The 21692-nt window shown below is 48.5% G+C and carries 19 protein-coding genes; 7 read left to right on the top strand and 12 right to left on the bottom strand.

The genetic code is table 11. The annotated features are described in order from the left end of the window. The first annotated feature begins 138 nt into the window (after positions 1-138). Positions 139-324, top strand: a complete 186-nt coding sequence (locus tag CF168_RS05100; protein ID WP_007650190.1) for a DUF3545 family protein — start codon at positions 139-141, stop codon at positions 322-324. A 67-nt stretch (positions 325-391) separates the two neighbouring features. On the opposite strand, the gene CF168_RS05095 is transcribed toward CF168_RS05100, so the two are convergent. From CF168_RS05095 to CF168_RS05080, 4 genes are all read right to left on the bottom strand, one after another. Then, positions 392-928 (bottom strand): hemerythrin domain-containing protein, encoded by a 537-nt coding sequence (locus tag CF168_RS05095; RefSeq protein WP_089067197.1) that lies wholly within the window; start codon positions 926-928, stop codon positions 392-394. Positions 929-1148: 220 nt separating this feature from the next. Continuing rightward, entirely contained in the window at positions 1149-1871 is a 723-nt protein-coding gene (locus CF168_RS05090; RefSeq protein WP_089067196.1) for a hypothetical protein, read from the bottom strand. Then, positions 1864-2466: a sigma-70 family RNA polymerase sigma factor gene (locus CF168_RS05085; protein WP_011717976.1), complete on the bottom strand. Its 603-nt coding sequence runs from the start codon at positions 2464-2466 to the stop codon at positions 1864-1866. Before CF168_RS05085 ends, CF168_RS05090 begins: the two co-directional genes overlap by 8 nt. Positions 2467-2510: 44 nt before the next feature. Next, positions 2511-4385 carry a vWA domain-containing protein gene (locus CF168_RS05080; protein ID WP_089067195.1) on the bottom strand — a complete coding sequence of 625 codons (1875 nt, stop codon included), beginning with the start codon at positions 4383-4385 and terminating at the stop codon, positions 2511-2513. A 225-nt stretch (positions 4386-4610) separates the two neighbouring features. Between CF168_RS05080 and dauA the strand changes: the two genes are divergently transcribed. The 4 genes from dauA (at position 4611) to CF168_RS05060 (ending at position 9642) form a co-directional block, all read left to right on the top strand. Then, complete coding sequence (dauA, locus tag CF168_RS05075; RefSeq protein ID WP_167373565.1) at positions 4611-6377, top strand: C4-dicarboxylic acid transporter DauA; 1767 nt, start codon at positions 4611-4613, stop codon at positions 6375-6377. 259 nt (positions 6378-6636) lie between these two features. Then, positions 6637-7128 carry a 5-(carboxyamino)imidazole ribonucleotide mutase gene (gene purE, locus CF168_RS05070; protein WP_011626975.1) on the top strand — a complete coding sequence of 164 codons (492 nt, stop codon included), beginning with the start codon at positions 6637-6639 and terminating at the stop codon, positions 7126-7128. Then, positions 7128-8225 (top strand): 5-(carboxyamino)imidazole ribonucleotide synthase, encoded by a 1098-nt coding sequence (purK, locus tag CF168_RS05065; protein ID WP_089067193.1) that lies wholly within the window; start codon positions 7128-7130, stop codon positions 8223-8225. The genes purE and purK overlap by 1 nt, the downstream gene beginning before the upstream one ends. A gap of 154 nt (positions 8226-8379) precedes the next feature. Beyond that, positions 8380-9642: a GGDEF domain-containing protein gene (locus CF168_RS05060; protein ID WP_089067192.1), complete on the top strand. Its 1263-nt coding sequence runs from the start codon at positions 8380-8382 to the stop codon at positions 9640-9642. A 47-nt stretch (positions 9643-9689) separates the two neighbouring features. On the opposite strand, the gene CF168_RS05055 is transcribed toward CF168_RS05060, so the two are convergent. From CF168_RS05055 to CF168_RS05035, 5 genes are all read right to left on the bottom strand, one after another. Beyond that, on the bottom strand, positions 9690-10307 hold the full coding sequence (locus CF168_RS05055; RefSeq protein ID WP_011626978.1) for a hypothetical protein: 618 nt from the start codon (positions 10305-10307) through the stop codon (positions 9690-9692). Positions 10308-10463: 156 nt separating this feature from the next. Next, positions 10464-10925, bottom strand: coding sequence for a hypothetical protein (locus CF168_RS05050; RefSeq protein ID WP_089067191.1), 462 nt, complete (start codon positions 10923-10925; stop codon positions 10464-10466). Then, positions 10925-12574 (bottom strand): glutamate--cysteine ligase, encoded by a 1650-nt coding sequence (gshA, locus tag CF168_RS05045; RefSeq protein WP_089067190.1) that lies wholly within the window; start codon positions 12572-12574, stop codon positions 10925-10927. Before gshA ends, CF168_RS05050 begins: the two co-directional genes overlap by 1 nt. 183 nt (positions 12575-12757) lie before the next feature. Further along, entirely contained in the window at positions 12758-15607 is a 2850-nt protein-coding gene (locus CF168_RS05040; RefSeq protein WP_089067189.1) for a M16 family metallopeptidase, read from the bottom strand. 141 nt (positions 15608-15748) lie between these two features. Next, entirely contained in the window at positions 15749-16174 is a 426-nt protein-coding gene (locus CF168_RS05035) for a YqaA family protein (protein WP_089067188.1), read from the bottom strand. A gap of 287 nt (positions 16175-16461) precedes the next feature. Here CF168_RS05035 and CF168_RS05030 point away from each other — a divergent pair, with 287 nt between their 5' ends. Then, on the top strand, positions 16462-17715 hold the full coding sequence (locus CF168_RS05030; RefSeq protein ID WP_089067187.1) for a dicarboxylate/amino acid:cation symporter: 1254 nt from the start codon (positions 16462-16464) through the stop codon (positions 17713-17715). A gap of 97 nt (positions 17716-17812) precedes the next feature. Here the strand turns inward: CF168_RS05030 and tnpA are convergent, their stop codons facing one another. Next, a complete protein-coding gene (gene tnpA, locus CF168_RS05025) occupies positions 17813-18250 on the bottom strand; it encodes an IS200/IS605-like element ISShes4 family transposase (RefSeq protein WP_089067186.1) in 438 nt (145 codons plus the stop codon). A 243-nt stretch (positions 18251-18493) separates the two neighbouring features. Here tnpA and CF168_RS22380 point away from each other — a divergent pair, with 243 nt between their 5' ends. Next, the gene (locus CF168_RS22380; protein ID WP_167373558.1) at positions 18494-18661 is read left to right on the top strand and encodes a hypothetical protein; all 168 of its coding nucleotides are present in this window, start codon (positions 18494-18496) and stop codon (positions 18659-18661) included. Between the two features lie 49 nt (positions 18662-18710). On the opposite strand, the gene CF168_RS05020 is transcribed toward CF168_RS22380, so the two are convergent. Together CF168_RS05020 and oadA are read right to left on the bottom strand one after the other, a co-directional pair. Continuing rightward, positions 18711-19841: a sodium ion-translocating decarboxylase subunit beta gene (locus tag CF168_RS05020; protein WP_089067185.1), complete on the bottom strand. Its 1131-nt coding sequence runs from the start codon at positions 19839-19841 to the stop codon at positions 18711-18713. Between the two features lie 8 nt (positions 19842-19849). Continuing rightward, the gene (gene oadA / locus CF168_RS05015) at positions 19850-21685 is read right to left on the bottom strand and encodes a sodium-extruding oxaloacetate decarboxylase subunit alpha (RefSeq protein ID WP_089067184.1); all 1836 of its coding nucleotides are present in this window, start codon (positions 21683-21685) and stop codon (positions 19850-19852) included. Positions 21686-21692: the final 7 nt, after the last annotated feature.

The following is a 21692-nucleotide window of genomic DNA, read 5'->3' as shown; positions in this document are numbered from 1 at the left end:
CTACAACTCCCGCGAAGATCAATGACATATCATTCAAACTTCATTTCAAGTTAACACAAATGAAACATAATTCTTGCACCCTGTTTTGAAAATATGTTATTTAATCGCTGACAAAACATACAACAACAGGAGGTTACCATGGATCGTTTAGATTATGGTTGTGCGCTAGATGAAGTCGTAGAAAGACCCGATCGCTCGCGAGGCTCCAATAAAAAGCGTAAGTGGCGAGAAATTGAAGCGTTAAAGGACAAACATCGTTTACTCAAGGAACTTCAAGAGATTGATAACAACTTTGATTACGATATAGACGCTATCCAGTTGTAACCCATTGTTTGATAAACAGCATATAAAGAAAAAGCGCCAATGGCGCTTTTTCTGTTTTTACATTCCGCTATTCGGCAGTTCTAAGGTAAGAACGAAGCTCATCAAAGGCCTGTTGCTCGCGGTCGAGGAATAACGGATCATCGATTAAAGACGCTTGGCACTGTTGCTCGATCACCTGCCAATCCTTATCGGTTAAGGTTTTAGCCAGTAATGGGAAGATTTCCCGCTCCTCCATTTGCATATGCCTTTCTTGTAGCTCCACATATTCCGCAAAATCAGCGACTAACTTATCCCTCGCGACCACAATATCACTCAAAATGAGATTTAAGGTATTCATTAACGCCGAGGATGCCGCCGTCACCACTTGGTGCTCATCACTCAACTTATCAATTTCATCGTTCGCCTTATGCGCCAAATAGTAAGCATAGATAATGTCTTCCACAGGATGATGACTGCGCTCAGCATATCCTTGCATATACTCAACTATGTCCCGAACCACGATAAAATTAATGGCTTCACCTTCAGCTAATTTCATCTGCTTGTTTTTCAAGACATTCAACAACACTGCTATATGTTTATGATCATGCATGAGTCTTTTAAGCATATCGCCTCCTGAACTGGGACTCTGACTATTGATACTAGTCAAGTCGTTTATCGATCTCCAATATAACAGGCGAATTCGTGTTCACTTTATGACCACGATCAAGTAATTAACATGAGAGTCTGTAAAAATGCGTGAATTGATCGGCAGATTAACCCTAAATGCCTAATAAAGAATTGAGAGTGAGTTAACTAAAGCAAAGCTAACTCACTGTTTATTTATGTTATTTTGTTAGTTGATTCAACTGGCGTTGCAATGCCTTAAACTTCGCAATCGCTTGCGTATCATCTGCGGTTGCTTCTCCCTCGGCTTTTGCCAACTCTGGGTATTGCTTCTGCAGCGTCTGCACTAAGGCAGATGCCTCCTGTGTTTGTTTGGCTTCTATCAAGGCTTGTAAGCGTGTTAAAGACTCCATCAGAGCGTCTTCCCGAGCCATTACAGGTGTATCTTGCTGCGGTAGTGCCCGTGCCATTTGTGGTGCTGCTCGAGACTCTAGTTGCTGATTTTCCTGCGCAGACATCTTAGCCTGTGCCCTCATTGCTTCCCTTTGCCTATTTTGTGTGGCGGCTTCTTCTCTAGCTTGATGCGCCATCTCTGCTTGTTGTGCAGCATTATCTAGCTCAGCCTGAGCGGGCATAGGCGCACTCATAGTCAAAGCGGCTGGCGCAACTAACTCTTCCTCAAAATGGCCTCGGTTGAGGATCACTAAACCGACGACGAGCACTAAGGAGGCTGCGCTTGATAAAGCCCATGGAAAGCGGCGCCACACAGGCGTGACTGAGGGCTTGAGCTGGTTAACGTTGATGTCAGCCAAATGGGCCTGTGATAAGCGCAAAATATCTTGGTCAAGTCGCTCAGATGGCATTTCCAGAGCTTGCTTGTGATACCAAGCCCAAACTTCCTGACGTAGTGCCTCTTCTTCCGATGACAGAGTCGAATTACTCATGACCAACCTCCTGCCATTTAGCATTGACACAATCTTTTAAGCTTTGATACGCGTAGCGAATGCGGCTCTTGGTCGCTTCGAGTGTTACCCCTGCAATATCGCTGATCACTGCAGCGGTAAAGCCCATTTCGATATTGAGAATAAAGGCCTCTTTTTGCACTTGGGGTAACAGGGCAATACAGGTTTTCAGCAACAAGCTTTTTTGCGTTTCCTGCCAATGCACATCGGGTTGTTCCTGTTCTGCTCCCACAAAAGTATCTAGCCCTTCCTCGTTATCGTGACTGACTAGATCAACCGGCTTAACCGCCCTGACGTGGTCAATCAACAGATTATGGGCAATCCGATAGAGCCAAGTATTAAACTTGGCGCTCGGCTCATAATTGGCGGCGGCACGGATCACCCGTCCCCAGGTTTCTTGATATAAATCTTCGGCTAATTGTTTGTCACCGAGTTGGCGCACAAAGTAACGGTACAAGGCGCCTTTGTGTTTAAGATAAAGCTGCTCAAACGCTTTGCCATCGCCCTTGGCATAGCGTTGCATTAACTGTTCATCGGTATGCTCATGGGCATGCATTTGCGGTATCGCCAAGGCCATGGCAGCTCCCTAATGGTTAACTAACTGAAACATAATAATTTGGCTCATTGCTGATGCGGTTTATCCTCGGGCGGGAAAGGTTTATCTCCGGCATCAAAGGATTTTTTGATTGGCACTCGCTGTGTTTGTGCGAGTATCGCAGCGGTATCGACAAGTTGCATAAATTCATGTCGGTAGCCGCTGGTATCATCCCCCAGCGCAGAACGTGTGAGCACACTAAGCTTATTATAATCAAATTGATGCAAATAGTTGCTTTGATTGAGTAACTGTCCTAATCCTGCCACTGCAGCGGCAAAACGAAAATCGTCACTCGCCTGCGCTAATGAGTTTACCCTTTGGTCGGCACGGATTGGATAACTCAGTAACTGGCTCTGAGTCGCATCCGGTAGCTGATAACGTAATTTAAGAAAAGCAATTTCGTCGCGGCTATATTTTTCATTGCCAGTCTTAGGATTATAGCCATAGCGAAGTTTATCATTAGCCAAATTCCCCGCATCAACATAGCGAAGCTCGTAAAGCGCCGTGACCGTATGCCCAGCACCTATTTCGCCCGCATCCACCTTATCATTATTAAAATCTTCACGTGCGAGGGCACGGTTCTCATAACCAATCAGACGATACTCAGCCACAAGGGCGGGATTAAACTCGACCTGCACTTTCACCTCTTTGGCTATGGTGAGTAAAGTTGCACTTAACTGTTCCACCAGCACTTTTCTCGCCTCATTGATAGAATCAATATAGGCGTATTGTCCATTGCCTTTATCGGCCAATTGCTCCATCAGCTGGTCATTGTAGTCCCCCATACCAAAGCCGAGCGTCGTTAGCCCAATGCCCTGTTGTTTCTGCTCGCTAACCAAATCGATTAACTCATCGAGGTTGGTCGTGCCGACATTAAAGTCGCCGTCGGTCGCGAGAATGACTCGATTAATGCCGCCTTCAACAAAGTGCTTTTTCGCAAGCTGATAGGCAAGCTGAATCCCCTGCGCCCCATTGGTTGAACCACCCGCACTGAGCTGCTCTAACGCATAGTTAAGGGTTTGACTGTCGTTACCCGCCGCGCCATCTAACACAACTCCAGCGGCGCCAGCGTAGACGACAATCGATACCTTATCCTGAGCATCCAGTTGCTGAGTCAGCATTTTCAAGGCAGTTTGCAGCAGAGGTAATTTATCGGGCGATGCCATCGACCCTGACACATCCAGCAGAAACACTAAGTTACTGGCGCCGAGTTCGGCTTTACTCTGCTCATATCCCTTCAAACCGATGCGAAGTAACATCATGTCATCGTTATAGGGCGATGGTGCAAGCTCGGTGGTAACACTAAAGGGCGCCTCATTTTTACCCGGCAGTGGATAGTCATAGGAAAAATAATTCAGCATTTCCTCAACCCGCAGAGTGTCCTTCTGTGGTAAACGCCCTTCTTTCAACATTCGTCTTAAGGTCGTGTAACTACCAGTATCGACATCGATGGCAAAGGTGGAAACTGGGATTTCCCCGGCAACCATGATGCCGTTTTGCACTTGTTTCTCGAATCGATTGCGCTCAGGTGGCACAGCCCCAGACCAATCGCCGTTTAACGCGGGCGCAGCACTAATACTGGCCGCAGGTTGAGCTATATAGGCTCGATGCTCAGCACTCATTGTCCGCAGTTTTGCTGACGAGACTTGCTCATGCATGGCGATAGCGGCATCCCGCTGCATATTGGCCTGACGCTCGGTTCTTTCATTAAGCTCAGCTTTTTCATCAAGCTCTGCCTGCTGCTCGGCGGCGAGTTTTGCTTGAGCAGCTAATTCAGCACGCTTTTGTTCAGAGGCTTTATCACTGCAACCACTCAAACCAAGTAATACGGCGAGTGTTAATCCCGAAACAACAAAGGTTAAATGCGTTTTGTAGCCGAAGACTGAAGATGAATATCTCATGATAGTAACCTAATCAAAGTGTTCTCAATGGTTGATATCCCTATAAACGCAGGCCCGGCACAAAAGGGTTATTTGGAGAGAGAAATTGTCACATTCACTTTACCAAGCACAGTATTTATTAAAAACAAAGACATTTAACCGCCTTTTGCAACTATGATCACACAAGGACATTTTTCTGGACTCTAAAATAGAGCCTTGTAACAAGCCGCGTTTATGGACCCACACGTGTCACACTCTGCTCATTTGTTTTCATTAAGAATTGCCCACGCCCTTAGCGAGGCGTGCGTAAAAGATAAGTATTCGGTTAAGCGTTTTGGACAAGATCTGCTGGCGGGACTGACCGTCGGGATTATTGCCATTCCGCTCGCAATGGCACTGGCGATTGCCAGCGGCGTCGCACCACAATATGGCCTATACACCGCCATTGTCGGTGGTTTTATCATAGCCATGACGGGCGGCTCCCGTTATAGCGTGTCAGGGCCAACGGCCGCCTTCGTGGTGTTACTCTATCCGATCGCCCAGCAATTTGGTTTGGCGGGGCTGCTCATTGCCACAGTGATGTCAGGCATGATGTTAGTTGCCATGGCGATGTTAAGGCTCGGCAGATTGATCCTCTACATTCCAGAATCCGTCACCTTAGGCTTTACTGCGGGGATCGGGGTGGTAATTGCAACCTTGCAGCTAAAAGACTTCTTTGGCCTGCATATAGAGCACATGCCAGAGCAGTATTTTGCCAAACTCATGGCCTTAGGTCAGGCATTACCCAGCCTTCACTTGCCAAGCTTATTCGTCGCCTGTGCCACCTTAGCCACTATGCTACTCTGGCCTAAATTGAAGATCCCAGTACCAGCCCATCTGCCTGCAATCGCCCTAGGCAGTATTCTTGCTCTAGTGTTAAATGCCATGGGCGCAGAGATTGAAACCATAGGGACACGCTTTCATTATCAATTAAGCGACGGCAGTGTCGGCACAGGGATCCCCGCGGTCCTCCCCCACTTTGAATGGCCTTGGTTGCAGGCTGGTGCCAACGGCCAAGTCTTTGAATTTAATCTGGCCACCTTTCAAGCATTACTCCCCGCCGCCTTCGCGATTGCCATGCTAGGGGCGATTGAATCGCTACTGTGTGCCGTAGTGCTCGATGGCATGACAGGCAAACGCCACAGCGCAAACAGCGAACTTCTCGGCCAAGGCATAGGTAATATTATTACCCCCTTCTTTGGCGGTATCCCGGCAACGGCCGCCATTGCGCGCAGCGCGGCAAACGTTAAGGCAGGCGCCCAGAGCCCGATAGCATCGATGATCCACGCCATTGTGGTGTTAATTGGGTTAGTTGCGCTCGCAGGAGTACTCGCCTACTTACCCATGTCGGCCATGGCCGCATTATTATTGGTGGTGGCTTGGAATATGAGTGAAGCCCCCAAAGCGGTGCATTTACTTAAAACGGCACCCACCAGCGATATCTTAGTGTTTTTAAGCTGTTTCTCCTTAACGGTGATCTTCGATATGGTAATCGCCATCAGCGTGGGCATTATCTTAGCCGCTCTGCTGTTTATGAAAGAAATAGCCGAGATGACCAAGCTCTATGATATCAGCACCAATAAGCGCTATGTCGAGCAACCTCTGCCCGCTGATTGGGCAGTGATAAAGATTAACGGACCATTATTCTTTGCTGCGGCTGACCGGATTTTTGCCGAAATAGCGAGCCTCACCCAAGACAAACAAGTGATAGTGCTTTACTTAGATGGGGTGTCCATTCTCGATGCGGGCGGTTTGTCGGCGCTCAATAAACTCATCGATAAATGTAAGCTTAACCACACTAAGTTGATTGTGGCGGATTTGCAGTTCCAGCCTATTCGTACACTTGCGAGAGCTAAAGTGCAGCCGATTGAAGGGGTATTGAAGTTTTATCCCACCCTGCGCGAAGCGTTGGCGGAGGCGCCGCTGCCAGAACAGACCACCGAACCAAGCGCGGCAGAGACAACTAACATTTAGGATTAACGATTTTGTACCTCATCCCCAAAGCCCCTTATCGGGCTTTGGGGATGACCGCGACGTTAAGCCCATTCGGCGAACACTTTATCCACGCTAAAAGCGCTATTTTTACGCGCAAAAAACGTCAGAAATCAGGCTTTACATGCTATTATTCTGCGCCATGATGCTCCCGGCTCTGACTGGGGTTGCGGACATCGACTGTACCCAGACCTGATACAAGGTCGAAATATAATTAAAATTAGTGAGTTAAGGAGTTATCATGCAAGCCCTTGTTGCTGTTGTTATGGGTTCTAAGAGTGATTGGCCCACAATGGAAGCCGCCGCTGAGATCATGGATAAACTGCAAGTGCCTTACCATGTTGAAGTCGTATCTGCCCATAGAACGCCAGATAAACTGATGGAGTTTGCAGCCGGTGCCGCTGACCGTGGTTTTAAAATTATTATCGGTGGTGCGGGCGGTGCTGCTCACTTACCCGGTATGATTGCCTCAAAAACTCGCTTACCCGTATTAGGTGTTCCAGTACAAAGCAAAGCGCTGTCAGGTATGGATAGCTTACTGTCTATCGTGCAGATGCCAAAAGGCATTGCTGTAGGCACACTGGCCATCGGAACCGCTGGAGCCTTTAACGCCGGACTACTCGCCTGCCAAATTCTTGCGAATAACGATGCCGAACTTGCCGCACGTTTAGAAGCCTTTAGAGAAGAACAAACCCGCGCAGTGCTGGACAATCCCGATCCGAGGGAAGCCTAATGACTCAAGCAAGTGCAAAACCTAAGGTTTGGGTATTAGGTAATGGCCAGCTTGGCGCCATGCTGACCCACGCGGGCGAACCTCTGGCGATTGATGTTCGCGCCGTCGATATCATGACGCCCACCGATGAAATCCTGCCGCTGGCACCTCACGATATCATCACCGCTGAACGCGAGCAGTGGCCTGAATCCGCCTTAAGCTTACAACTCAGCACCCATCCGCATTTTGTTAACGGCCCAGTATTTAGCCGTTTGGCCGACCGTTACAGCCAAAAAAGCTTACTCGATCAGATCCAAGTCCCAACTGCGCCTTGGACACTCGTAGATGATAAGACCGACGTCGAAAACCTATACCAAGCCTTTGGTCCTCGCGTACTGATGAAGCGCCGCACGGGTGGCTACGACGGTAAGGGTCAACATTGGTTAAAACAAGCCGAAGCGGGAGAGATCCCCCAAGATTGGCGTAACTTGGCCATTGCCGAGCAAGCAATTAACTTCGATGAAGAAGTGTCTTTAGTCGGCGTACGCACCCGTGAAGGTCAATGCGTGTTTTATCCATTAACACTCAACCTGCACCAAGACGGCATTTTGATGGCCTCAATTTCGCCTCTGACTCGTCTGAACCACCTGCAAGCGCAAGCGGAAGGCATGCTGAGCGCTATTATGCATGAGCTGGAATATGTCGGCGTGATGGCGATGGAATGTTTCCGAGTGGGCGATAAGCTGCTGGTTAACGAGTTAGCACCGCGGGTACACAACTCAGGCCATTGGACCCAAGCGGGTACCCATATGGATCAATTCCAACTGCATTTAAGAGCCCTGTGCGGTATTGCGATTCCGCAGCCACAGGTGAACTTTCAATGCGTGATGGTCAACCTGATTGGTATCGAAAACGATCCCCGCTGGTTAAGCCTGCCCAATGCCGAACTTTACTGGTACAACAAAGAGGTTCGTCCTGGCCGTAAAGTCGGGCATTTAAACCTTTCGGTGCCGAATACGGCCGTGTTAAAAGACAGCATTGGCGCGCTGCAAACTTGGATGCCAAGCCAATATCAAGCGCCCCTCGCGTGGATTTTAGCTGAGTTTGCTAAAGCCTAATTGAGCGCACAGATCACTGATAAGAGTACATATTTGTGCTCTTATCAGTTGATTTCTCCACCTTCGTTATATACTTATCCAAACTCAGCGTGAATGAGTTAGTGACCGAGTGATTAAAACAGACTAACCGGAGCACGAATAAGGGAACTGCCGAGTGAAATTAAGGGATAATTTTAAACGTAAAACCATAGACCGCTTGGACTATCGTTATCATCTATTGCTCTTGATAGTGCCGATAGTGCTATTCGTCTTATTATTTGTGTTTAATGCCCCCACCGAAGGCTGGACTATCCTCCCCCTGCTGTTTGTCTGCCTTATCTATGTGATTGCCTACAGCCTTATTTATTATCTTCACCAGGGCCGCTTAATGCGACTATGGCAACACTTAGAGCAGGTCGTCAGTATTAACGATGCCATTTATGAACTTGCCCACCTGTCGAGCCAATATAAAAATGAGCATGCGTTTCTCGACGCGCTGCTCAATAAAGCCGTCTGTATCATTAACGGTGCAGAAATGGGCAGCATCATCAAAGTCAACGAAGAAACCCATAGACTGCATTTCGAATCCGTTGTTGGGCTCGACCTTAACATGCTCAAGCAATTGAATTTTTCCCTCGAGCAATCCTTCGAATATCGACTCACTAAGGGGAAATGCGACCGCGTGGTGGTAGTCGATGATATGAAGAACATCAATGCCGCCAGCACGCTCACCACCGAAGAGCAGCACATCTTACTCACGGCTGCCAAACATCCTATTCGCTCGACGCTGTCCAGCCCGATACGCATCGACGGCAAGCTCTACGGCATGCTTAATCTCGATAGCAGTAGCGTAGGCGCATTTAGCGACTACGACCGCAATCTGGTCTCCATTCTCACCCATGAAGCCAGCAATGCGATTGCCTTGTATCAAAAGTCGCTGCAAATCACCAAATTGGCGAATTTCGACAATCTAACTGGGCTCTATAACCGCAAAAATTTTGAAGATGCCCTACTGCATTGGCAACCCAAGGCGCACTTAGGCAGTTATTTGGTGATTATCGATATGGATAATCTCAAGAGCATTAATGACCAACAGGGGCACCAAGTCGGCGATTTAGCGATTAAGCAAGTGGCTAAGACTATCCTCGGCTTTTGGAAGCATAAAGGCATCATCTCACGCTTTGGGGGTGATGAGTTTGTTGCCCTCTGCCATGGCCCGCTAGAGCAGCTCGAGAATGACCTCGATGCCATGCGCCTCAAGCTGCACCAAGAGTCGTCCCTCAATCTAAACTTCAGCGTGGGCATGTCGGCCTATGACAATGATTGGGCCAAGTCTTTCAAACAGGCGGATAATGCGATGTATGAGCAAAAACGCGGTAAGAAAAAAGCGATAAAAGCACTCGAAGCGATTGCGGCCAATAACCAACTGACGCAATGAGTTTAGCAAGGAGCCTATCCGCGATAAGCTCCGCAAATGGATTTAGGCTACCCGAAGAATAAGCGCCATAGCCAAGAAGAATCTAAATCCTCCTGACAGGTTTTATACTGGGCCGCATAGCGCTTAGCCCTGTCATCCACCTTAGCCGCGACTTTGACCAGCCACGCCTTAGATTTATAAGTCCCACGGCGATAGCCACCCCACCCTTCGTGGTAGTTGAGGTATTGCGCCCTCGCATCCCACTTGGAAACCCCATTGATTTTATTGGTCTTGTAAATAAACCACCCCATAAAATCCATGGCATCATCAAAATTACTCCGCGAAGACCAGCTGTTTCCCGTCTCACGAACATAATCATCCCAGGTCATGGTTTTTGCCTGCGCGTAGCCATAGGCATCACTGGCTCGCCCGATGGGAATAAACCCTAAAAAATATTCCATTGGCGGCGCGGCATTATGCTTGAAGGAGCTTTCTTGATACATCATCGCCAGCGGCACATGCACAGGCACGCCCCATTTATCACGGGTGTCCTTAGCGGCTTCGTACCATGAACGATGCTCTTGAAAAATATCGCAAAGGTTATCGGGAGATTTAGGCGGAGAAGTGGCGCAGCCAGAGAGAAAACCTATGGATGCACATAACAGAGTTGTCGAAAGCCATTTCATTAATCGCTTGTTCTCCCAAGAAATAAAACTGGCCCATCATCGCACAGTCATAGGGTGAGGCAAAGCGCCAATCCTGTTTTTGGCGCTAAGATCACCTTAGCGCCTATTATCAGGTCAAACTCATTAACAGAAATGACAATCCGTTGTTAAATCTGATTATTTTGTTTCAGGGCTAAGATCAAACTGACATTCATGGTTTTCTTGCTGCCACACACCGGGTTCCCAATAGTTGGTATCTTTCCCCATATAGCGCTTATCCGTGTGGAATAAGGCGCCAATATGGTAACGCTGATGTCCTTCAACCTTTAACTTAAAGGTTTTAGGAGTGCGCGCACTGAGGGATACGCCCAAAGAAGGTGCATCAATCAACTCGGCAACCGTGAACTCATATTCCCCAGGCGCCAATTGATAATTAGGTTTAGATACCACAGGCTTACCATTGAGATGGGTCACCACCACGCGATACCAATGGGTGCTGGCATCGGGCTGTAAATACCCAGACACAGTCCCGCAACTTAAGTCATCTTCAGGCGAGGAGACGCAACCTGACAAGAATGCCGTGAGCCCTAGTAGACTGGCAGCCAGTGTAAGTTTGTGCCCGGTTAAATAGTGACTCATTAGGATGAAGTCCCGAAATAATCCGTCAGATAATCATCAAAGGATACCGCACTTTGCGCCGCTTCGATGTCCGCTTGCTTATTAAGCGATGCTTGCGCCTCGGCTTGATAATCGCTGACAATCTCGGCTGATAAGGGGTAATCCATAAAATATTGGTGATATTGCTGCGCCAGTGACATCACCCATTGTCCATGGTCTTGGCCTTTGGTGATTAATTGCTGGATGACTTGACCAGACAAGGTCTTTTGTGGGTCATTCACGGCTTCACGCCAATGAGCTAATGCCGCTTGGTAATCCTGTTTATCGCCATCGAGTAACTTAGCCAATGAATCCAAATGCTCAAACAGATCTAAAAGCCACGTTTGCAGTGAGCGTGTACCTGTCTCGGTTAATAACTCGAGCCCTGGCTTACGGCCTTCAAGCACAACAGATTTTAAGTTAGCACTTAAACGGGCTTCTTCTGCCGCATCGGACTTAGGCGACTCGGTTAGTAAGCAATAGAGTAAAAACAGGTCGAGGAAACGCACTTGGTTCTCTTCAATCCCAATCGGGCTAAAGGGGTTTACATCTAATGCACGCACCTCAATATATTCAACCCCCGCACGGGCAAGGGCTTCTGAGGGCTTCTCACCGCTTTTAGTGACGCGCTTCGCACGGATTGGCGAGTAAAACTCGTTTTCAATTTGCAGCACATTGGCATTGAGCTGGCGATATTCACCATCCACCTTCACGCCGATATTGGCAAAGTTGGCCGATGGCATCTTAATCGCGGCTCTCACCCCAGCCAGATACTCGGGCAGGGAGTTATAGCTGATGTTGAGATCTTCCTGCTCTTTATTGGTGTAACCCAGGTCGCTCATCCGCAGCGAAGTCGCATAGGGTAAATACAAGGTGCCGCGACCCGATTTTTCAAAGCGTAAATCGGTCTTCTGCCCTTTGATAAACGAGCTACACAGCGCAGGCGATGCCCCAAACAGATAAGGTAACACCCAGACTAAACGGCGGTAATTGCGAATGAGGCCAAAGTAAGATTCGGAGATAAAATCCTCAAAGCTCACGCTTTTGTCACTCAACTCATAGAGGCTTTGCCACAGCTCCTGCGATACCGAGAAGTTAAAATGCACCCCAGAGATGATCTGCATCAGCGCGCCATAACGGTAGGTTAAGCCCTTGCGATACAAGGTTTTCATCTTACCCGTGTTAGAGCTGCCATAACGGGCGACCGGAATATTCTGCTCATCTTTCACGTAACATGGCATGCTCACGGGCCACAGACGCTGACCATGCAAATGACGCACGCTAAAGGCATGGGTCTCGGTGAGTCCTTGCAATAGGGAACCAACGTGATTGTTTACTGGCGTGATAAATTCAAGCAGGGCTTCACTGTAATCTGTCGTAATGCGCGAATGCGTTAATGCCGAGCCAAGCTCTAATGGATGACCATCTAACGCAAGGTAGCCTGACTCGTCGATACGCAGCGCTTCACGCTCAATTCCACGTAACATGCCAAGGAGTGCGGCACGCCCTTGAGCGTCCGAGAAATGTTGTACTAATTCATTGAATGGCTTCAATTTGCGCTTCTCTGATTGGTGATTCGCTATCGCGACAAGGTTAACAGTCAGACCTTTATTTTGAGGCTTATCTTTCAAAATACGCCTCAAAATAAATCTAAACCTGTCCGTGGAGCAAGCCTAATTACATTCTTCTGCGATAAAACGCAGACGGTGACAGCTAATGCTGTCACCGTCTTACTCGTTAATACTTTAGACTGGCAGCGAGGTTGTGCTGCACAATTAGCTTGTCTGCAATTTATATTGGGTCGAAAAGCTAATTTACAATACTAAAGTTTCAATTGGATAGCCTAAAGTTGCTAAATCCGCTTCAATTTTCGCCTTATCTCCCACCACTAAGATGATCATTTTCGAGATATCTAGCTCGGAAGCCGCGAGGGCATTGAGTTCATCTTTTGTTACAGTATTTATAATTTTGTCCTGCTCGGTAGTAAAATCTTGGCTCAGCTGGTAACGCTGGATCATCCGCATAAAGCCCGCCTTCTGATAAGGCGTCTCATAATCCAATGCTTGCCCTTGGGAAACCGAGTTACGCATAAAGCCGAGCTCAGTGTCCGTCATCCCATTCTGCTGATAGGCTTTGATCTCTTTGATAAATTCATTTACCGCCTTGGCCGTCACATCGGTACGCACATCACTCGAGGCCACAAAATCACCGACTTCGACGCCGCCGGTAAATAAGCTGCGAGCCCCATAGGTATACCCCTTGTTCTCACGTAAATTGAGGTTAATACGGCTATTGAAGGCGCCACCGAGCGGATAGTTCATCAGGTAAGATTTGAAATAATTACCTGTTGCATCATAGGGTAAGGCACGTTTCGCAATGTTAATCACCGACTGAGCGGCGCCCGGTTTATCGATCAGATAGATAGTCCCGCCCTTCAGCGCAGGGAATGACTTGAGTGGCGGCAATGTACTCGCCTCACCTTGCCATTGACTCAATCCAGCAAGCTTAGGTAGTAACGCACTTTCAGGCAGATTCGCTACCGTAATGATTTTAGCGTTCGCACCACGGTACTGCTCGGCGTAAAACGCCTTCACATCCGCAAGTGTCAGCGCGGCAACGGAATCTAAGGTCCCTGCATCGCTGACGCCTTGAGCGTTATTCTTGCCATAGAGCAAGCTATACAGCGCAGAGTTAGCGACATAGCCTGGGTCTGACTGCATATGCTGAATTTGCTGCAACTGTTGCTGCTTCACCCGCGCAAAGTCGGCGTCGTTAAACGCAGGCTGGAACAGCTTTTCTTCCAATATGGCTAAGGTTTCATCCAAGTGCTCGGTGAGCGCCGACACCTTAATCGTGCTTTGGGATTCGGAGGCACTAAAGTCCACCGTACTGCCGAGCATCTCAAGCGCCTGCGACAATTGCTCTGTTGAGCGCTTTTGCGTCGACTCATTCAGCATCTCAGCGGTTAAGCTTGCCAGACCCGCCTTTTCAACGGGCACTAATCTGTGCCCGCCGTTAAGATAAATCACTAACTCCACTGTTGGGGTTTCGCTGCTTTGAGTGCCCATCACTTCGATGCCATTGGCTAACTTAGTCGTCCAAATTGTCGGGACTTTAAGCACGGGCGCTGCGCCCGAGGCTGGCATTGTTGAGCGGTCGAAACTTGACACCAACTTAGCGGCGGGTAAATCGCCCTCTACAGCCGTATCCGCCACGGGCAAGGTTTGAGGGGTGAAGTTATCCGGATGAGCGACTAAAGCCGTCATTCCCTGCGGTACTACACTCATCACCACCGTGGGCTTGTCTTTGATGTACTTTTTAAATACCCGCATCACATCGTCTTTGGTCACATTGGCGTAGCGCACAAGGTCTACTCCAATCTTATTCGGCTCACCAAACATGGTTTGATTCAAGGCAAGCATAGACACTTTGCCTTTTACGCTCTGCAGGCCAAAAATGGTATCGGCCTCAAACTGCACTTTCACTTTTTGCAGGTCATCGTCGGTGACGCCGCGCTGCTCAAACTCATTAATCGAGTCGAGAATACGCTGTTCAAGTTCGGCTAAGGTCGCCCCCTTTTGCGGATTGGCTAAGGCATAAATCGACATCTGACAGGCTAACTCTTGGCAGGGTTGGCTCACGCTTGCCTGTACGGCATAACCATCCTTCACAAGGTTTTTGTAAACGAGTGAGGTTTTACCACCACCGAGGATATTGGCTAATAAGTCCAGCGCGGCTTCATCGGGATGGCTGGCATACACAGTCGGAAAGCCGATACGGATCAGCGGCAGATGCACGTTATCTTCCATTGAGATATAGCGCGTCTTATCGAGCGTAACTAAGGTCTTAGGCTCGGGTTGAACCTCGGGGCCGCGGGGGATTTCGCCAAAGTATTTGTTTACCCAGGCTAAGGCTTGTAGCTCATCAAAATCGCCGCCAATGGTCAGTGTGGCGTTATTCGGGCCGTACCAACGCTGGAAAAAGTGTTTCACATCATCCACTGTGGCGCGGTTAAGATCCTCTGGCCAGCCGATCACAGGCCAAGAATAGGGATGACCGACCGGGAACATCGCCTGATTAAAGCGCTCGCTCATTCGGCCATAGGGTTGATTATCGATGCGTTGAGCGCGCTCGTTTTTCACTGTCTCGCGCTGTACTTCAAACTTTTCGCTGGTTAGTGCCGGCAACAAAAAGCCCATGCGGTCAGACTCGAGCCACAGCATTTTTTCGAGCTGGTTGCTAGGGACTGTCTCAAAGTAGTTCGTTCTGTCGGTATTGGTTGAGCCGTTCAGCGTGCCCCCCGCCTCGGTTACCACCTCAAAATGTTGCTCATCGGCGACATGCTCAGAGCCCTGGAACATCATATGTTCGAATAAATGGGCGAATCCTGAACGGCCTGCCAGTTCTCTGGCCGAGCCGACGTGATAAGTCACATCGACATGCACTAAGGGATCGGAATGATCTTGATGCAAAATAACCGTTAGGCCATTGGCAAGCTGATATTTTTTAAAGGGAATACCGACTTCTGAGTCCTTCAGTTGCACATTTTCAATTAACTTTACGCCCGCGGGTAATTGGGTTGAGGTTTGGCTGGCACAACCAGCGAGTGCGGCGGAAATCGTGACCGCTAATATCCATTTTTTCAAGGTATTCCCCTTATACATCAATAGGCTAAAAAATTAGCCCCTGTAGAATGCTCGGTATCAATAATGAGTTCAGACTCATTTATCCCTACAAAGTTCCAAGTAATACAAGGACTTCCTTTATAGCGTTATCATCCTTTAACCGAACAACGAGTGTAAAAACTAACTAAACCAATGCAATGTAGCGGCCGCCACGATAAGGTAACGCAGGGTTTTGCCGATCAAAATCATCACTAATGCGGGGAACGCCCTAAGCTTTAACCATCCCGCCAATAAACATAATAGATCGCCAATCACTGGCGCCCACGACAACAATAGCGACCAAACACCGTAACGCTCAATAAGGGCTAAGGCTTTGGCATGCTTTCCCTCACTTAGAGCCTCTGGGGACTTTGCAAACCGGCCGATACGCCCTAGATAAAAACTCGTCATCGCCCCTAAGGTATTGCCAACACTGGCCACCACCACTAATTCGACCCAAGCTTGCGGCGCTTTATTCAGCAACGCAATCAGTAAAACTTCTGATCCTCCCGGTAACAAGGTCGCGGCTAAAAAAGCCCCAGAAAACATCATGCTTAATTCAGACATAAAAGCTTACTCTATGAAATTACAGCTCTTTCACGCTCTCGAGCAGAGAACTACCACAGCGTTAAAAGGATGTAGCGACTAACCATTTCACAACAAACTCATTTATCACAATAAGTTATAAGAAAATCGGTTTGTTATAACCCTATCACAGCCGATACAATGCCTTTAATGGCAAAAAATGTCCTGTACCTGACTCGTCGCTTGGTATAAGTTCACTCACTTCAAGTGGATACTCATACTAGCATCTCAGGTCCATGGGCTTGTAATGATATATTTTTGGAAAACGCATGATTCTTCAAACCATTAGCCGCATTCCTTTTTGGCAAAAAGTCCTCGCAGGCTTTATTTTAGGTGCGCTCGTTGGCGTACTTTTAGGTGAAACCGCCACTGTGCTTAAACCGCTTGGCGATTTGTTTATCAGCGCCATTAAGATGCTGGTTGCCCCATTGGTCTTCTGTGCGATTGTGGTCAGTATCACCTCGCTCGGCTCTCAAACGAATCTCAAACGCTTAAGTCTTAAGACCTTAGGCATGTTTATGCTGACTGGCACTGTTGCCTCACTGATTGGCTTAGCGGTTGGCTCGCTTATCGATATGGGCGGCACAATGCAACTGGCAACCACGGAAGTGCGTGAGCGCAATATTCCAGGTTTTGCGCAGGTGCTGCTCGATATGATCCCAGTCAATCCCTTTGCCTCACTGGCGGATGGAAAAGTACTGCAGATCATTGTCTTTGCTGCGTTAGTCGGGATCGCCATCAACAAAGTTGGCGAGAAAGCCGAGCCACTAAAACGCACCATCGAATCGGGTGCTGAAGTCATGTTCCAACTGACACGCATGGTGCTCAAACTCACCCCTATTGGCGTGTTTGGCTTAATGGCTTGGGTGGTCGGTGAATATGGTTTATCGACCCTATTACCTTTAGGTAAATTTATCGCCGCTATCTATATTGCCGCCCTTATCCATATGATTTTTGTCTACGGCGGACTAGTGAAATTTGCCGCGGGCTTGAGCCCTATGCAATTTTTCCGTAAGGCCATGCCGGCGCAATTAGTGGCTTTTAGTACCTCTTCAAGCTTCGGCACTCTGCCTGCGAGTACCAGAGCGGTTGAAACCATGGGTGTTTCAAAGCGTTACAGCGCCTTCGTTATGCCGCTCGGCGCCACCATGAACATGGATGGCTGTGGTGGTATCTACCCTGCGATTGCCGCAATTTTTATCGCTCAAATTTACGGTATTCCACTCGATACCTTAGATTATGTGATGATTGCCGTTACAGCCACTGTGGCCTCAGTCGGTACCGCTGGCGTGCCAGGCAGCGCTATGGTGATGTTAACCGTCACTTTAGGCGTGATTGGTTTACCCCTAGAAGGTATCGCCTTTATTGCCGCCATCGACCGTATTATCGATATGATCCGCACCGCAACCAACGTCACAGGCGATATGATGACCGCCGTGGTGATAGGCAAATCTGAGAATGAGCTTGATGTTGATCAGTTCTACAGCAACGAGACTCAAACGGCTGCGATTGCCGATAATTAATCACTCAGGGTAAATCATTAAAGATTTATCCAGTAAAGAATCCGCCTTCTTAGAAGGCGGCTTTGATTTGCCCCTGGAAGGGGCTATTTCCTTACACCTACTTCATCTGTAGCGACAATTGAGCATCATGCTCTAGATCTTGCTTATCTTGATGGCGAACATAGCGTCTTATGATTTCCTCATTTACGCCTACCGTATCAACAAAATAACCCCTCGCCCAAAAGCTATTTCCCCATAACTTCTTGCGAACATGAGGGAATTTGTTAAAAAGCCTTATTGCGCTCCTACCCTTCAATATCCCCATTAATGTGGATACTGACAACTTTGGGGGAATTATCACGACTAGATGCACATGATCTATCTGGACATTTAATTCTAAGACCTCACAACTTTTCATATTGCATAGAATATAAATCGACCTGTAGGGCTCTTTACCAAGGTTACCTTTTAGAATTTTGAATCTGTACTTAGGCGTCCAAACGATATGATATTTACAACGCCAGTAAACATGTGATGAACTTCTGTAATCGCCCATGTTTCTCGTTTCCTCTTACTTGTGGTGAATAAGAAGGTCTCTTTTAACATGGGCGTTATTCAGGCTATAGCCTTAAGGGACAATCACCACCGCCAGAGGCGGTGGTTTTGGGATGACAATAAAAGACCGCAAATGCGGTCTTTTTTATTATCCGTATTTCACTTATTGCGAATAAAACGTCCATGACTTTCGGTCAAACAAGCTGTTAAACTCTTCACTTATTTACCAAAAGTAGAATGAAGCATGACTAAACTGTTTTTATTCCCGCTTATCCTTTGCTTGCTGTGGATACTGTTTTTAAAAGCCAATGGTTTACCGCTGGCTCAAGGAAAACGTGGCTTTATCTACATCATAGCCATCAGCGGCACGGTGATTTTGCTTCTTATCCTGCTCCTGTGGTTAACAGCTTAAAAGCCTATTGGTTCACAATAGGCTTTGTTCTAGCCTCCAAATTTGCAGCTTAGCCAAGCACAGCCAGTAAAATCCCCGCCGCAACCGCAGAGCCTAATACCCCAGCAACGTTTGGCCCCATGGCGTGCATCAGCAAAAAGTTATGGTGATTAGCCTCTAACCCCACCTTATTCACCACCCTTGCCGCCATTGGCACAGCCGACACTCCCGCCGCGCCAATTAATGGATTGACCTTACCGCCAGTTAATTTGCACATCAGTTTTGCCATCAGCACCCCAGCAGCGGTACCAATCCCGAATGCTAACGCGCCCAAAACCAAGATCCCTAAGGTTTCGACGCGCAGGAACTGATCCGCAGAAAGTTTAGAACCGACGGCCAAGCCTAAGAAAATCGTGACGATATTAATCAGCTCGTTTTGCGCCGTTTTCGATAATCTATCTACCACACCCGACTCACGCATTAGGTTGCCAAGGCAAAACATGCCAACCAGAGGAGTCGCTGCGGGCAAGAATAAAATCGTTAAGCCCAACACCATCAGCGGGAAAATGATCTTCTCCTTCTTACTCACCTCCCTGAGCTGCTCCATCTTTATCTCACGCTCGGCTTGGGTAGTGAGTAAACGCATGATGGGCGGCTGGATAATTGGCACCAGCGCCATATAGGAATAGGCCGCTACAGCAATCGCGCCCAGTAACTCAGGTGCAAGCTTAGAGGCAAGGAAAATCGCCGTTGGTCCATCCGCGCCACCGATAATGGCAATGGCAGCGGCATCCTGCATGGTAAATTCAAAGCCTGGTACTAAATTTAGCGCTATCGCCCCAATTAAGGTCGCGAAAATCCCAAACTGCGCCGCCGCGCCAAGTAGCAAGGTCTTTGGATTGGCAATCAGCGCACTAAAATCTGTCAGTGCCCCGACCCCCATAAAGATCAGCAGCGGAAACACCCCGGTTTCAATCCCAACATGGTAGGCGTAATACAGCATACCGCCCTCTTCGGTAAAGCCCGCATTGGGAATATTCGCCAGCACGGCGCCAAAACCAATAGGTAACAACAGTAGTGGCTCAAAGCCGCGCACTATCGCAAGGTATAACAGCAAGGCACCTACCGCCATCATCAAGGCTTGCCCCGCAGTAAAATGGGCTATGCCCGTTTCGGCCCAGAAAGCCAGTAAACCATCCATAACGACTCCTAGGCTAAGGCCAGTAATTGAGAACCCACGGCAACCGAATCCCCTTCTTTCACAAAGAGATGGGTAATAATGCCATCCCCCTGTGCGCGGATTTCGGTCTCCATTTTCATGGCCTCTAGGATGATAACGACATCGCCGGCGCACACCTTGTCACCAATGCCGACATGCACTTTGAAGATATTGCCCGATAGGGGCGCGCTCATCTTAAGTTTCACCTCACTGGTTTGAGGCACTGGCGCAGCGCTCGGCTGAGAAGGATAAGCTTGGCCAAGCGGCAGTTCGGCTTGTCCCTGAGTTTGGATCTGGCTAATTTCGCCGCCCTCGGCAACCTCAACCACATAAGTTTGCCCTTCAACCGTAACGGTATAAGTCTCGGCCTCACGCGGCGTAGCAGGTAACACTGGCGCAAGTTCAGGTTTTGGCTCAAAAGCGGTTGGGTCGTCTCGGTGTTGTAAAAACTGTAAGCCAATCTGCGGGAAGAGCGCATAGATGAGCAAATCATCGTCCAGAGACTTTTCTTTACTCTCTGAGACGAGACGAATCCCTTGCTCCTGCGCCTTTGATAATAACTCCGTACGCAGTTTGTCCAACTCGGGTGCGAGTAAATCCGCAGGACGGCAGGTGATCGCCGCCGCACCGTTAAGCACTCGAGCCTGCAACTCAGGATTAACTGGGGCTGGAGTAGCACCATATTCGCCCCTTAACACACCTTCAGTCTCTTTGGTCAACGATTGATATCTTTGCCCCATCAGTACGTTGATAACGGCCTGCGAGCCAACAATTTGCGACGTTGGTGTAACCAAAGGCAGAAAACCTAAATCCTGACGTACCCGAGGGATCTCCTCGAGCACTGCGTCCAGCTTATCGGCCGCGCCTTGTTCTTTGAGCTGACTCTCCATATTCGTCAACATGCCACCGGGTACTTGAGCGCGAAGGATCCGCGAATCGATACCTTTTAACGCCCCTTCAAACTTGGCGTACTTTTTCCGCACCTCACGGAAATAAGCGGCAATCTCTTCAAGTAAGGCAAGGTCATAGTGAGTTTCACGCTCGGTCTCCGCCACCATAGCAACCACGGTTTCAGTTGCCGTATGGCCATAGGTTTGGCTCATGGAGGAAATAGCAGTATCGAGCACATCGATTCCCGCCTCTATCGCCTTTTGATAGGTTGCGGTACTTAGCCCCGTCGTGGCGTGACAATGCAATGAGAGCATGAGTTGAGTTTGTGATTTTAAGCGACTGATCAGCTCAAAGGCTTCCATCGGCTTGAGTAAGCCCGCCATGTCTTTAATACACAGCGAATGGCAGCCCATGTCCTCAAGACGCTTTGCCATATCGACCCAAGTATCAACCGTATGAACAGGGCTGGTCGTATAAGAAATTGTGCCTTGCGCGTGCCCACCGACGTCACGCACCGCTTTTACCGCCATCTCAAGGTTACGCACATCATTCATCGCATCAAAGATACGGAATACATCCACACCATTGGCATGGGCACGCTCGACAAAACGTGTCACTAAATCATCGGCGTAATGGCGATAACCCAATAGGTTTTGACCGCGCAGTAACATTTGTTGAGGTGTATTTGGCATTAACTTTTTCAGCTCACGGATCCTGTCCCAAGGATCCTCACCTAAATAACGGATACAGGCATCGAAAGTCGCTCCGCCCCAAGACTCGAGCGACCAAAATCCCACTTTATCGAGCAGAGGTGCGATCGGAAGCATGTCATCGATGCGTAAACGCGTTGCTAAAATAGACTGATGTGCATCCCTCAAGACGACATCGGTTAACTGTAATGGCTTAGACGCCACAATCGAATTTACTCGGTTCATATGGCGC

This window comes from Shewanella bicestrii (assembly GCF_002216875.1).
In the GTDB taxonomy this organism is placed as follows: domain Bacteria; phylum Pseudomonadota; class Gammaproteobacteria; order Enterobacterales; family Shewanellaceae; genus Shewanella; species Shewanella seohaensis.
The sequence above is the reverse complement of the archived record's forward strand: the minus strand, read 5'-3'. Positions and strand labels throughout refer to the sequence as shown.